Below are 14,474 nucleotides of genomic sequence, written 5' to 3'. Positions count from 1 at the left end.
CTCCCTCTCTCTATTTATTAGATGTAAGGCACTGTGTCCGTTACAGGTGCACTTCCTAAGGTTCCTAACAATTCTTTCCCAACTTCTCTAGCCGCAATAATCGCTTGGCGAACAGCTCCAGAGTCTCCTGTTACCGTTAAGATCACTTCGTTTGAGAAGCTCGTTCCTTTTGCTGGAGAGCTGTAGCCTAATACTTCCACATTGGCAGCTTTTACTGCTGTATCTGCTAATACCACACCAATGGCTGCAGGTGCTCCAACAATCAAACCGAATGATTTCCCAAGTGGTGCTCCAAATGCCTTTTCACAAGCTAAGCTTGCACGAGCTGTGTATTGGAACTCTAAATGTCCTGCTTCATTGGCATATACATCACCGAATGTACGATCAAGCTCCTTAAGAGCTACCTCCACAGCACGTCTAGCATCCGCTACATCTTCTGCTCCAAAAATAATTAAGCTTCCATGACCTGCACCGCCTTTTGTATCGCGCGCAAGTTCAATCGCTAGTACTTCTGTATTTGTTGCTTTAACCGCTTCGTCCGCTGCCATAATATGTGGACCTGCTCCCACACGAGCTCCAAGAATACCAATCGACCGGTATTTTTTATCCAAATTCATCGCTTCATGAACGCTGGAATCTACGTTTGCGATTACTAAACCGATTGTGTCTCCTCTACCAACACCTACGAATTCAGTTAAACCGCTGTATTTTCTCTCAAGAGTTTGAACTGCCTTTGGCTGATCTACTTTCTTCATAACTTCTTCCATTACTTTTTCAATAAGAGTCTCATTCATTGATTTTCACCTCCGGATTTTTATGCGTGGACAAGTTTCGGTAATACCTCTTCTACTTCAGCATGCGGTCTTGGGATGACGTGAATAGAAACCACTTCGCCAACCTTTGAAGCTGCTGCAGCTCCTGCATCCGTTGCTGCCTTCACTGCTCCTACATCGCCTCTTACCATGACGGTAACAAGACCAGAGCCGATCTTTTCATAACCTACTAATGTTACGTTTGCTGCTTTTAGCATCGCATCTGCTGCTTCAATGGACCCGATCAAGCCTTTTGTTTCCACCATTCCTAAAGCTTCTTTAATCATGATTAAGCCTCCTCGATAATTTTTGTAAGCGTAACCAATAAGAGTTTAATGACTGCGCCTACTTCCGCTTCTCATTTGAAGCTATCTTAAATGTAATAAAATTAACTGCCTTTCTCTCGGTATGAAATTGTCATCATAGGATAAATAGTTGTTATAAAGTTAGGACCAGATGAGGTAATTTTCTGTCCTTCGCATGTCAATTTTTTACCCTATGGATACTTTTTTGTCCCTTTGTTTTGAACAAAAAAACATCCACCTGGGCTTGACCAGATGAATGCTTTTTTAGATATACCATTTACCGTTCGGAATATAGTAATTTCTTTTTAATAAATTCTTTCCTTTGTCTTCTATTTGTCTTCTGTATTCAGAAGGTGTCATTCCTGTGCTTTTTTTAAATACTTTGCTAAAATAGTTCGGTTCGTGAAAAGAGAGCTCTAATGCAATATTGATTACGGGCATATCTGTTTTCTCTAGCATTTCTTTCGCAAGATTGATTCTTCTCTCTGATACATAATTGACAAAATTGATATTTAATTCTTTTTTAAATAATCGACTGAGATAATGTGGTGATAAATGAACATGCTCTGCCACTTCTTCGAGAGTGACTCCACGGTGATAGTTTTTCTCTATGTAGTTTAGAGCACATTGTATTTGTTTTCGGTCTTCCGGTTTATTCTGGTTAATAATTTTTGTAAACAAATCCTCTATCCATTCGTATAGGAAGGCTGCTGCTTTGTCAAAAGAGGTAACATCTAAGTTATTTTGGGAGAATGGGGGGAGGACTATGTTTTTTTCTTTATAAATAGCCCGCATATTGTGTAAGAAGGTGATAAAAGACGTTTGGATGTCTTTATTCCAGTTTGCTTTTTGGTTGGAATCCATAAACGCACCAACCAATTCCTTTGACTCTTTATAGTCTTCCTCGCGTATCCTCTGGAGAAGCTTTTCTAATAACTCTGTAACATCATATGGACTTTCTCTATCCTGAGCTAATTTTTCTAGCATTGCTAGTAAGTGGGCAGGTCTAATTGGTTTACGTAATGACATGGTTCCATGCTTGCTTGTTTCATTATCAGGATATTCTCTCATAAGTACGATGCTCAGATCACGGAATTCATTCATGATCAACTCTGTAGCCCTCTCGCTACTCATACCTGGCATTTTCTCATCCAAAATAATCACATCAGGATTCATATTTCTAATAAGTAACAAGGCATCATTCGCTGAGGATGCTTCACCCATAATGACAAACTGATTGGAATGATCTAGTAGTACCTTCCGCAACGCTTCACGTTCGAGCCTTTCATCATCGACAATCAACACTTTAAGCATACATCAATCTCCCCATTTGTTTCGGAACTTTAATTGTTACAGTTGTACCAACCTCTCGTATGCTTTTTATCACCATTGAATGTTCTGGTCCGTAATGAGTAACAAGTATTTGATTTACCATGCTAAGACCTATGCCTTTACTTTGTCTCTCTGAATGAGTTCCTTCTTTCCAGCTTAGCAGATTATTTAACAGATGTTCTGGAATTCCAATTCCATTATCTGATACTTCAATGATCCATTGATCTCCCTGTGAAGAACCAGAAATGGTCACTCTTCCTCCCCGCTCTTTCGGCTCCAAACCGTGGATAACCGCATTATCAACGAGCGATTGAATAATAACAGCAGGTATTTTGCTTGCCTTCATTTGATCGGGAACGTTGATTTCGTATGTGATTCGGTCCTCAAAACGAATGGCCTGCATGGCTAAATAATTTTCAACATGATTTAATTCTTCTTCCAGTGTTACAAGGGAATTAATATTATCCAACAAATATCGAGTAAACTCCGTCAAAGAAAAAATGAGTTCACCAGTCTTCGGTGCATCCTCTAAGATTGATAGATTCGATGCTGTGTTTAAAATACCAAATAAAAAGTAAGGGTTCATCTGTAGCTGTTGCGATTGAATATCTTTCCGTTGAAGCTCTATTTCTAATTGCTCTCTTAGCTGCATTTCTTGTATAAGCTTCGTATTTTTTTCGTTCAGTTCGTTTTGAATAAGGCGGGTAATATTTTGCTCAACTAAATTATTTACGACAAGAAACATCATTTCTGCTGCTGCTGAAACTTTTTCAAACGGAATCAAAGGAATATCTTCAAAAGCTTCCTTTGCTTTTTCATGCTTTTCCCATTCGGATTTTCTTCCAATCGAATCAAGCTCATTTACGCTCATCTCATCTAGCCTTGTTTGACCAGCAAGAATAGAGCCTAAGTATTGCTCATTAGCAATAATCGGGATAGCAAAATCAATTAATCCACTATGACATTGATAAATATATGGCTTCTTCCTCCTTGCCGCTTCTAATCCACCAAAGGCATCGCATTGATAACATTTTTCACGATATTCTGGGAACTCACGAAGATAGGCACAAAAAGAAGAAAACTTGCTGTATTTAGTGATAGGCTTTCCACTGTAGTCTACTGTAATCGCTGCCAATCCAGTTGCTTCTGCAAAACGATCTTGAATTTCTTGGAGCATATCCAAGTCATTCAATTGTTTCAAACTGAACGCTTCCACCCGACCACACCCAATTCAAAATAATTGAAAGAAGCAAAATTCTTCCTGTTCTAACTATACAGCAGGCTTCTTCTCTTTAGGTATTAGCCCTACTAATATTCACAATATTGTTATATTTACCTCTATAACAACGATGTAACCGCTTTATTCCCCTTGACTAATCGAAGGGTATCTCTCGCAATCATGAGCTCTTCATTTGTCGGAATGATGTACACATCCACAAGAGAAGAGACTTCTTGAATGCTCCTTTCTTTCGGTTCTCTTGTCTCATTTAATTGGTCGTCAATTTCAAGTCCAAGGAAAGTAAGTCCGGCACAAACATCAATACGAACCATATGGGAGTTTTCTCCGACTCCACCTGTAAAAACAATGGCATCCACCCCGTTCATTACGGCACAATACGAGCCGATATACTTTTTGATTCGGTGAATGTACATGTTATAAGCAAGTGTTGCCCCTTCATGTCCTGAGTTTACTCCTTCCGTAATTTCACGCATATCTGCCGAAATTCCAGACACTCCAACAAGCCCGCTATGCTTGTTCAGCATCGAGTTCACTTCATGAACATTGAGATCCTCCTTTACCATCACAAACGGAACAATAGCTGGGTCGATATCGCCGCTTCTTGTACCCATGATTAATCCTTCAAGTGGAGTCATTCCCATACTTGTATCAACGGATTTCCCACATTCGATTGCTGAAATACTTGCTCCATTTCCAATATGACACGAGATGATTTTCGTAGATTGAAGATCCTTTCCTGTAATTTCACTATACCGTTGACTTACGTATTTATGCGAAGTGCCGTGAAATCCATATCTTCTTATTTTATGTTTGTTGTAAAGAGCCCGAGGGATCGCATACATAAAGTGCTCTGGTGGCATCGTTTGATGAAAGGCTGTATCAAATACACACACCATTGGAATATCTTCAGCAAGCTCTTGAAATGCATAAATTCCTTTTAAATTTGCCGGGTTATGCAGAGGGGCAAGTTCGATATTTTTCCGAATTGCCTCAATTACATCATTTGTCACTACGACTGAATCGGAAAACTCTTCCCCTCCATGAGCAATTCGGTGACCAACAGCAGCAATATCTTGAACGGAAGTAATCACTCCCCTGTTTTCATCGGTAATCATCTTTAACACTTTACGCAATGCATCTTTATGCTCCAATATGGAAGCCACTTCTTTTACCGTATCATGCTCTGGCCGCTCATATTGAAAAATAGCTGTATCCATTCCAATTCTTTCAACAACCCCTTTGGCAAGGACACTCTCCTTTTCCATATCAAAAAGCTGATACTTTAAAGAAGAGCTTCCACAATTAATGACTAGTATTTTCATTTGATTACCTCCAGACGTGCTTCCTGCTTGATCCGCTGGCCATTTTCATCATATTCAAAAAAGCCTTTGCCATTCTTTTTCCCGTAGCACCCGGCGTCAATATATGTCTGAAGCAACGGGCTAGGAGTAAATTTTTGTTCTCCTAGCTCGAGTGAAAGCTGTTCCATTAGGCGAAGGATATATTTGAGGCCAAATCCATCCACCATTTCTAATGGACCTTCCTTCATGCCAAGGCCAATCTTCATTGATTCATCAATATCTTCGGCAGAGGCAATGCCCTCTGATAATATATTGATGGCTTCGTTCATTAATTGAAGGCGTAATCGCGTTGTCACAAAACCAGGAGATTCTTGAACGTAAATATCCTTTTTATCTAGGCTTTTTACGAGTTGACATAACGTTTCAAACGTTTCAGTTGACGTATCTTTCCCAGGCACAATTTCAACAACATTATAAAAGAAGTGGACACCAATCATTCGTTCAGGATATTTTGCCCCTTCGGAAAAATTAGATAAAGACAGGATCGAGCTATTGCTTGCAATAATGATTTCTTTTGGGACCATTTGATCGAGTTTTAATAATATTTCTCTTTTTAGTTCTGGTTGACTTTTAATAGATTCCAAGATAAAGTCAGCTTCTTGTAGCTTATGAAAATCAGTTTCTAGTTTAATATGAGATAAAATCACCTTTTTTTCCGACTCTGTAAGAGCCCACTTAGCGATTCTTTTATCGAGATCTACTTCCACCTGACGCTTTTCCTGCTCGAGTATTTCTATTGAAGGATCATATAGAATAATGTCGTAATCTCTTTCAGCTAGTGCTTCCACAATCCAACAATCAGTCAGTCGATCAATAATGAGCCCAACTTTTCTTATCATTGTGTTCGTCTCCCTTTACGCCATTGCCATAGCTAGCGCTTCAGCGTGATTTTCTTCAAACCAACGGATTTTTTCTCTCATTTGAACAACCTCTCCCACTAGAATGATAGAAGGGTGAGATATTTGGTGCTTACTTACAATCTCTTCAATTGTTTCCAACGTTCCTGTCACGGTTCTTTGAACAGAGGTCGTCCCCCAATGAATGACTGCTACCGGTGTTGTTGCCTTTTTCCCATGAGTCATTAGGTTCTTACAAATATTTGAAAGGTTGTTTACGCCCATATAAAAAGCAATCGTATCAATCCCTTTAGCAAGAGCCTCCCAATTTAGAAATTCACTTCCCTTTTCCACACGTCCATGTGCCGTTACCATCGCAAAAGAGGTGGCATAATCTCGGTGTGTGACAGGAATACCTGCATAAGCTGAAGCTGCGATTCCTGCTGTTACTCCAGGAACCACTTCAAAAGGAATCCCGTGTCTTGCTAAAAACTCTGCTTCCTCCCCTCCTCGACCAAATACAAACGGATCGCCCCCCTTCAACCTTGTTACAATCTTTCCTTTCATCGCCTGATCCACAAGAAGTTGATTGATTTCATCTTGAATCAAATGGTGCTTGCCTGGTCTTTTCCCACAATAAATCAGTTCACAGTCGTCTTTCGCATGCTTCAGTAATTCTTTATTCACTAACCGATCATAGGAAATAACATCTGCCTTTTGAATGCACTCCAGCCCATACAAAGTTAGTAATTTCGGGTCTCCAGGACCTGCTCCAACAAGATATACCTTTCCTTTTTTCATCGAGTTCCCTCCATCGCTGTTTCAATTTCTACACGTATCTTCTTTTCGTAATACTCACGCATCTTCTCTTCTATAAATGGAAGATTGATATGTTCTTTTACATGATTAGCTAGCTGGTCATACGCTTCCTCACGTTGGGAGCGAAACGCAACACGGTCATGTTTTTCTTCTAAGCCCTTAGCTTTCCGAATCTGATTAATAATCTCTGCACGATACGAGTCATTATCAAAAATTCCATGAAAGTACGTTCCTATAATTTGTTGATTTTCACTAATGACTCCATCCGTGGTGGTACCATGAGTAATTAATGGTGTACATGGCTTTAGAAACGTCGTAACTCCCATATGAATTTCATATCCTTCCACATAATGAGTTTGCTCATTTATTTGAATGGTCCCTTCTGATAGGGTGGTCGTTTTCTCAGATGTGATGGTTGTATAGATTGGCAATAGTTTTAAGCCGTCTTCAATCGCAACCTGGGATTCAATACCTTCTGGATCCTCGACGGTTGCTCCTAGCATTTGGTAGCCTCCACATATTCCAAACACCCTCGTTTTCCCATTTTTCGTGAGCTTTTGAATTTCTTCATACAATCCGGATTGCTTAAGAAAAATCAAATCCTCAATGGTGTTTTTACTACCAGGCAAAATAAGCAGGTCAGGATCTTGAAGCTGTTCCTTGCTGCTGACAAAGCGTACATGGCAGTCTTCTTCCGATAAGAATGGGTCAATATCTGTGAAATTTGATATTTTAGGAAATTGAATCACTGCGATATCTATTTCTTTCTCTGAATTTCTTTCTGTGCTGTATAGCTTTAAGGCAACCGAGTCCTCTGCATCCACCTTCACGTTCGTATAAGGAACGACTCCTAGAACAGGCACCCCAGTATACTCGGTAAACCAATCAAGACCTGGTTCGAGTAAGCTTACATCTCCCCGGAACTTATTGATAATTACCCCTATCACTCGGTCTCGATCACTCTCTTCGATTAACTGAAGCGTTCCTACTAAGCTCGCAAACACTCCACCACGCTCAATATCACCTACAAGGATGACAGGTGATTCCGTCATGTTCGCGACTCTCATATTTACCAATTCACGATCATTTAGATTTATTTCGGCTGGACTTCCCGCTCCCTCAATCACAATTCGCTCAAACTGTTGATCGAGTCGCTCGTACGCCTCTTTAATTAAGGTTAGCCCTTGTTGAAAAAAATCTTGCCGATAAGCTCCAGCTTGCATATTTTTATACGGCTTCCCATGAACAACGATTTGTGCCTCGTAGTCCCTCGAAGGTTTGATTAAAATCGGATTCATATCCGTTGTCGCTATTGTTCGTGCGGCTTCGGCCTGAACTCCTTGTGCTCTCCCAATCTCCTTACCATCCAACGTAATATAAGAATTTAACGCCATATTTTGAGATTTAAATGGTGCTGTTTTATAGCCCATATCTGAAAAAATTCGGCAAAGAGCTGTTGATATCACGCTTTTTCCTGCATCTGAATGTGTTCCCTGAATCATAATGGATTGTGCTCTACGCATAGATGTACCCCCTACACCGTGAAATAAAATTTTCTACTACTTGTGGGCTGCTTCCAAAATGGAGATGTGTGTATCCCGCCATTAGCTCGCCCTTCGTGTATCCTTCAAGAGTTTCTCCTCTTAACCCTTTTGCTTTATACGCATAAGGAAGGTCTTCTGGTCCTTCATATGTGGAATAGTGAAATTCATGTCCCTTTGCCATATTCCCTTCTTTTACATACGGATTGGAAGGCATCCCCTTAACCTCCCGATACCCTAAAGCCACTAATTTCTTCTGCATCGTTACTTTTCCTGGAATCACACCCACCATTGGAAAAGGTTGACCGTTGGAAGTGATTAGCTGCTCTGTCAAAAACATAAACCCTCCGCATTCAGCAATCGTTGGAAGTCCTCCTGTGATAGCATCGTAAATCGACTGTTTCATATTGATATTACCTGCCAGTTCACCGGCAAACTCCTCAGGAAATCCTCCGCCAATATACAATCCACTGACATCTCTAGGTAGAATCTCGCCATTCACTGGAGAGAAATAGACGAGTTCGGCTCCATGGGCTTCTAGGAGCTCAAGATTTTCAGGATAGTAAAAATTAAACGCTTCATCCTTTGCTACCGCAATTCGGACAGGCTGAAGATCTTTTTTCATTGTAAAAAGACTTTCTTTCGGAAGAGGGATTTCCTCAGTCTTTGCCAGCTCGTATATTTGATTAATATCGACCGTTTCACTTACAAGCTCTCCTAATTTTGCAAAAAAGTCATGTAACTCCCCACGTTCAACAGAGGGAACTAACCCTAAGTGACGCTCAGGTATGGACAACTCCTCGTTCTTCTCTAGGTATCCAACGACAGGAATGCCACATTCTTGTTCAATTGCTTGTTTCACTAACATATAATGGCCCTTGCTTCCGACCCGATTTGCTATTACACCAACAATGTTTGCCCGATGCGGGAAGGACTGGAAACCTTTTACGATCGCTGCCGCACTTCTTGCCATACTTGAGCAATTAACAATTAACAGTACGGGTGACTTAGTCAACTCACTAATATGTGCAGTGCTACCTTCATTGGAAAGGGAATCCCTTCCGTCAAAAAAGCCCATCACTCCCTCAATGATGCTAATATCAGCACCTTCAGAGCCTCGCAAAAGAACTTCCTTAACCACCTTTTCTGATAGCATCCAGCTATCTAAATTGCGCGATTTCCTCCCCGTAACGGCTGTATGGTAGGATGGATCAATATAATCTGGTCCACACTTGAACCCTTGAACAACGTACCCTTTATGTTGAAGCGCCGCTATTAACCCAATGGTGATCGTTGTTTTGCCAACGCCGCTCCCTGTCCCTGCGATTACCATTCTACGGTTCAGCATTCTTGTTACTCCTTTCCGAGGCGATGCTCTATCAATGCTACTGATATCGTTACATTTCCTGATTTTTTCTTTGTTAACAAACATTCGTCATTCATGCTATATCGCTTTGCAGCAGGCTCGCTTACCCCGTAAGCACCTGTGTATTGATACACGGTTTCTGATCGTTTGGATACAGGAACCTGATTAAGTTCTTTAGCTGAATACGTATGGAATATCCATCGATTTTTATTCGTAACCTTAATGAGACCTTCTTCATCCTTTTTTAAATCGATAGAAGCAATGGCTTTCACACTCTTTTTAGAAAGTAAGAGTTGTTCGAGCGTTTCATCAATAACCTGCTCAATTTCGTCAGCAGATGTTCCACGGTTACACCCTATACCTAGTACAATAACCTTTGGACGATACACAACGACCTTCTTGAAGTAGGATATTTCAGGCAGGATTCGATGTGAAATTATGATCGCTGTAGATGCCTCTCCCTTTGTCGCTCCCTCTAAGAAAGAAAAACAAGTGAGGTTGCAAGGAAGATCACTATCATACTTCCACCAATTTCTCTCTCCAGATTCCTGTACAATTGCAACCGGATCTTCATTTACAACAGCCGCACTGACTGCAGTCATATGCTGGGAGTCTTCCAACTCCCATCCAAACTCTCGCCCTAGTAAATCAACAGCGAGGGTTTCTTGAACATCAGAGGCGGTCGTGATCACAGGAATCGCACCAATCGCATTGGCCACCTTAATTGTTAACTCATTTCCACCACCCAAATGACCAGAAAGAACACTGATTGCAAACCTCCCGCCATTATCAACAACTACCACACACGGATCCTTCTTTTTATCTTCTAAAAGTGAGGCGAGCATTCTAACGCCCGCTCCAAGCGAGAAAAGAAGAATCACTCCTCGATACCTTTTAAATATTTGTTGAAGCAGCTCCCGTGTAGATTGGGCATATAAAATCATTCCATGCTCCTGTTCATCCCCTTTTGCCAATTTACTAGAAATATAAACGTCCACTTCCTTCAGTTTCATTTGAAGGGCATGGGCAAGATTTCGTCCATTTTTCGTAATGGCAACAACAGCAAGTGGATTTTTAGGAGCCTGCGGAATCATATCTTTTCTCCGACGCGATACTCGTGAGAAAACTGTTTATCGTATAGCTTTGATTGGTAGCGTTTTGCGTAAATATCCTCTTCTAATGCCCATCCTGCTAAAATTAGTGCATGTTTTTGGATTCCATTTTCCTTTAAATCTCTTTCTAAATTTTCCAGTTTCGTTCGAATGATTTTCTGATCAGGCCAAGTAGCTTTATATACAACAACCATTGGTGTATCCTTACTCCATCCAGCTTCCGTCAGCTCATTCACTACCTTTTTCGTTAACGCGGCGCTTAAAAATAAAGCAATCGTTGATTGGTGCTTAGCAAGCTCACGTAAACTTTCAAGCTCTGGTACTTGTGTTCGTCCTTCTGCTCTTGTCAAAATGACGGTTTGGGTTAGGTCCGGAACCGTTAACTCAGCATTAACCATAGCTGCCGAAGCAAACACCGAGCTTACACCAGGAACAATTTCAATCGTCACACCAGCTTCCTTCAATAACGCCATCTGCTCTCCAATTGCTCCATACATGGCTGGATCTCCTGTATGAACACGAACGACCTTTTTCCCTTCTTTAAGACTTGTAACCATGTAATCAACCATTTCTTCTAAGTGCATCGAAGACGTTTTAACAATGGTCACTCCTTGTTTGGATTCTCTAATAAGTTCTTCATTAACAAGAGAATCTGCGTATAAAACAACATCTGCTTCCTTTAGCAGTTTTAAGCCTCTAACTGTAATTAAGTCTGGGGCACCTGGTCCTGCTCCTACTATATATAGCTTCATTTCCTCACCACCATTAACGTTAAATAGCCGATTTTTTCGTTTTCTAGCTTTTCTACATTCCAAACAATTTCCTCATTTGACGTCACCTTTGTTACGACGGAGGCTTTATCGAGTAAATTGAGGTCTCTTAATACATGTATTAATAAATTCATCACTTTTGCTGCCTTAAGGAAAATCACACATTCATGCTCCTCAACCGCTTTTCGCATAAGTTCATAGTCATCCTGGGCTGGAATAATCCCAATACGATCATTTCCATCTGCTAGTGGTACTCCGAGTGTTGCTGCCGCACCGTTAATAGAAGAAATACCTGGAACGACTGTGATCGGAACCTCTGGGTGATGCTCTTCCATCAGCCTCATTAAATAGATAAATGTGCTATACAAAAAGGGATCTCCTTCAGTAACGAATATACAGTCTTTCCCTTCAGCTAGCTTTTCATATAACCCTTGCACCGCCATCATCCAGTCGTTACGTAACACGTCTGGGTCACTCGTCATAGAAAAAATAAAGCCTAGCATTTCCTTTTCCTCAACATTTACATAGCCTTCTATTATTTGATAAGCATAGCTGTTGTCACCTTTGCCTTTTTTCGGGTAAGAAATAACGGGGCATGTTTCCATTAAACGTAGTGCCTTTACTGTAATTAGCTCTGGATCTCCAGGTCCAACACCCATTCCGTATAGTGTTCCGATCATGTTACCTCACCTTTCATTCTTGACCCAGTAATAATATAAATGGGATTTAGCGGGTCAAATCTAGTTAAATGCAAAACTGGCTTACTTCTAGAAATTTGTGCCAGTGTAATGGTGGTTTCAAAGCCCTTTGAACGAAAGATGGCAACTGCATCGGATAACGATTCAATTGTTGCTGCATTTACAACGATTCTTCCATCTTCCTTTAGTCTCGTACAGCAAACTGTTAGAATTTCTTCCATATTCCCTGATGTTCCACCTATGAAAACGGCATCAGGATCAGGAAACTGATCAAGTCCTTCTGGTGCCCGGGCCTTAAGAACCGTGATATCAGTACGGAACTTTGCTAGATTTTTATAGCAGTTTTCTAGGTCAGCTGCATTTTTTTCAATGGCAAAGATCGCTCCCTCTCTAGCAATCTTTGCTGCTTCAATCGCCATTGCACCTGTGCAAGTGCCAATATCCCAAACAATGCTTTTTTCGGTTATTTTCATCGCACTAAGACTGAGCACACGTATTTCTTTTTTTGTAATCAGCCCAGCCTCAGGCTTCCGCTGCGAAAATTCTTCGTCTTCGATTCCTACCGTCCAATAAGGGCTAGGAGCTGTTTGAATTAAGAAAAGGACATTTAACGAGTGACATTCTGTTATAGCCAACTCATTGAGAGAATACCATTGAAAATGCTCATGCTCCCCACCAATATCTTCTGCCACAAATGCTTGATACTCAGACATCCCGAAAGACAATAGATAACTTGCAATTCGGCTAGGAGAATGATTGTGATCGGTTAATATCACAATCTTCTTTTTCCCATTAATTCTCTGTGCAAGACCAACCATGCTCCTTCCATGAACGCTTGTAAAATACGCATCGTGCCAAGCAGTATTCATTTTTGCAAACGCAAGCTGGATGGAGCTTACATTGGGATATACTTCAAGCGGAAGCTCACCTGCTAACCTTGTACCAATTCCATAAAAATAAGGGTCGCCCGAAGCTAAAATGACGGTCGGTCGTTTCTCATTTTTTAGACTCTCTATAAGATCATTGAGACGTCCCTTAATTTCAATTTTCTCCCCGTTATAGTCAGGAAAATAACCTAATTGTCGCTTCCCCCCTACAAGGACTTCACTTTCATTGATCCAAGCTTCGTAGATTGGGAGAATACTTGCCCTTCCTTCCGCAGCAATACCTATTAGCTTTATTTTGTTAGTCATCGATACTCGCCCTTCCTAACAACTGTCCATTTAATGTGTATACACTTGTCTCAATATGAAGTCCGCCATCTATCTCTTCCATACACTTTTTACAGCAGTAAAAGCAAAGTAAGTCAAAAAAACGCTGTCCCACTTCTCTTTCCATCCATTCTCCAACCTGTGAAGCAGTGTTGGCATGAGAAATAGCTTTCGTGAGTGTTTCAGATGCTCCAGACTCCTTCGCAATTTGAGCCAAAAAGGAAAAATCTATGCTTTCTGTGTGGGCATGAACCATCATTTTCCCTTGTGCCACTTTTGACAATTTCCCCATCATTCCAACTAGCTTCACATGTTTTACACCAAGCTTTTTGCACTCATGCAGCGTATATCCAACAAAATCTCCCATTTCTACAAATGCAACTTCGGGCAAATGATCATACTGCTTCATCGCGTACTTCTCGCTCCTGCCACCAGTGGTAATGGCAACTGTTTCGCATCCTCCTGTGCGTGCCACTTGCAGAGCTAATGTGATGCTTGCCGTGTAAGCCTCGTTTGAAAAAGGGACCACGATTCCCCTTGTTCCAAGAATCGAGATGCCACCAATAATGCCCAGTCTTCCATTAAGCGTCCGTTTGGCAATTTCTTCTCCATCCGGAACAGAAATAACGATATGAACACCTTTCGTAACTTTGTACGTTTCTAATAAATGTTGAGCTACTTCACGAATCATTTGTCTAGGGACAGGATTGATGGCAGCCTCCCCAACAGGGATTGGCAGGCCTGACTTGGTGACGCGTCCCACTCCCCTTCCACCGTCAATCGAGATGGAACATGAATCAGTAAAGTGAACAGTTGCTTGTATGAACGCACCATGTGTCGCATCCGGATCGTCGCCACCATCTTTGATTGTTTCTGTTGTTACTTGATTTTTTGAGACATCAACATACTGAATGGCAAAGGGAACAAACTCCCCAGCAGGGATATAAATCGTTGTTTCTTCGACTCTTTCTCCTGTAAGCAATGTGATCATAGCTGCCTGTACTGCTGCTGTCGCACAAGCCCCTGTTGTATATCCTGAACGTAGGTTTTTCTTCTTTGTTGCTTCCATTT

General features: G+C 41.1%; 14 protein-coding genes. All 14 read right to left on the bottom strand.

What is annotated here, in order from left to right; all coding sequences use genetic code 11:
• Positions 1-17: 17 nt before the first annotated feature.
• The 14 genes from pduB to ACRX5O_RS08620 all read right to left on the bottom strand — a co-directional run bounded on the left by pduB (position 18) and on the right by ACRX5O_RS08620 (position 14,472).
• Complete coding sequence (gene pduB / locus ACRX5O_RS08685) at positions 18-794, bottom strand: propanediol utilization microcompartment protein PduB (protein WP_433905573.1); 777 nt, start codon at positions 792-794, stop codon at positions 18-20.
• Positions 795-814: 20 nt separating this feature from the next.
• Positions 815-1,096, bottom strand: a complete 282-nt coding sequence (pduA, locus tag ACRX5O_RS08680) for a propanediol utilization microcompartment protein PduA (protein WP_488592169.1) — start codon at positions 1,094-1,096, stop codon at positions 815-817.
• 285 nt (positions 1,097-1,381) lie between these two features.
• The gene (locus ACRX5O_RS08675; RefSeq protein ID WP_433905572.1) at positions 1,382-2,431 is read right to left on the bottom strand and encodes a helix-turn-helix transcriptional regulator; all 1,050 of its coding nucleotides are present in this window, start codon (positions 2,429-2,431) and stop codon (positions 1,382-1,384) included.
• Positions 2,424-3,650: a sensor histidine kinase gene (locus ACRX5O_RS08670; RefSeq protein WP_433905571.1), complete on the bottom strand. Its 1,227-nt coding sequence runs from the start codon at positions 3,648-3,650 to the stop codon at positions 2,424-2,426. The genes ACRX5O_RS08675 and ACRX5O_RS08670 overlap by 8 nt, the downstream gene beginning before the upstream one ends.
• Before the next feature lie 137 nt (positions 3,651-3,787).
• Positions 3,788-5,011, bottom strand: coding sequence for an acetate/propionate family kinase (locus ACRX5O_RS08665; protein ID WP_433905570.1), 1,224 nt, complete (start codon positions 5,009-5,011; stop codon positions 3,788-3,790).
• Positions 5,008-5,889 carry a 3-hydroxyacyl-CoA dehydrogenase family protein gene (locus ACRX5O_RS08660; RefSeq protein WP_433905569.1) on the bottom strand — a complete coding sequence of 294 codons (882 nt, stop codon included), beginning with the start codon at positions 5,887-5,889 and terminating at the stop codon, positions 5,008-5,010. The genes ACRX5O_RS08665 and ACRX5O_RS08660 overlap by 4 nt, the downstream gene beginning before the upstream one ends.
• A 15-nt stretch (positions 5,890-5,904) precedes the next feature.
• Positions 5,905-6,687 carry a uroporphyrinogen-III C-methyltransferase gene (cobA, locus tag ACRX5O_RS08655; RefSeq protein ID WP_433905568.1) on the bottom strand — a complete coding sequence of 261 codons (783 nt, stop codon included), beginning with the start codon at positions 6,685-6,687 and terminating at the stop codon, positions 5,905-5,907.
• Positions 6,684-8,228: a cobyric acid synthase gene (locus tag ACRX5O_RS08650; protein ID WP_433905567.1), complete on the bottom strand. Its 1,545-nt coding sequence runs from the start codon at positions 8,226-8,228 to the stop codon at positions 6,684-6,686. The genes cobA and ACRX5O_RS08650 overlap by 4 nt, the downstream gene beginning before the upstream one ends.
• On the bottom strand, positions 8,221-9,594 hold the full coding sequence (locus tag ACRX5O_RS08645) for a cobyrinic acid a,c-diamide synthase CobB (RefSeq protein ID WP_433905566.1): 1,374 nt from the start codon (positions 9,592-9,594) through the stop codon (positions 8,221-8,223). Before ACRX5O_RS08645 ends, ACRX5O_RS08650 begins: the two co-directional genes overlap by 8 nt.
• A gap of 5 nt (positions 9,595-9,599) precedes the next feature.
• Positions 9,600-10,706, bottom strand: coding sequence for a cobalt-precorrin 5A hydrolase (locus ACRX5O_RS08640; RefSeq protein ID WP_433905565.1), 1,107 nt, complete (start codon positions 10,704-10,706; stop codon positions 9,600-9,602).
• Entirely contained in the window at positions 10,703-11,476 is a 774-nt protein-coding gene (gene cobM, locus ACRX5O_RS08635) for a precorrin-4 C(11)-methyltransferase (protein WP_433905564.1), read from the bottom strand. The genes ACRX5O_RS08640 and cobM overlap by 4 nt, the downstream gene beginning before the upstream one ends.
• Positions 11,473-12,174: a precorrin-2 C(20)-methyltransferase gene (gene cobI / locus ACRX5O_RS08630; protein ID WP_433905563.1), complete on the bottom strand. Its 702-nt coding sequence runs from the start codon at positions 12,172-12,174 to the stop codon at positions 11,473-11,475. The genes cobM and cobI overlap by 4 nt, the downstream gene beginning before the upstream one ends.
• Positions 12,171-13,385: a precorrin-6y C5,15-methyltransferase (decarboxylating) subunit CbiE gene (gene cbiE, locus ACRX5O_RS08625; protein ID WP_433905562.1), complete on the bottom strand. Its 1,215-nt coding sequence runs from the start codon at positions 13,383-13,385 to the stop codon at positions 12,171-12,173. Before cbiE ends, cobI begins: the two co-directional genes overlap by 4 nt.
• On the bottom strand, positions 13,378-14,472 hold the full coding sequence (locus ACRX5O_RS08620; RefSeq protein WP_433905561.1) for a cobalt-precorrin-5B (C(1))-methyltransferase: 1,095 nt from the start codon (positions 14,470-14,472) through the stop codon (positions 13,378-13,380). The genes cbiE and ACRX5O_RS08620 overlap by 8 nt, the downstream gene beginning before the upstream one ends.
• Positions 14,473-14,474: the final 2 nt, after the last annotated feature.

The organism is Robertmurraya mesotrionivorans, assembly GCF_050971805.1.
Classification (GTDB): Bacteria; Bacillota; Bacilli; order Bacillales; family Cytobacillaceae; genus Robertmurraya_A.
Note: the sequence above shows the minus strand (reverse complement) of the source record. Positions and strands in the feature narration are given on the sequence as shown.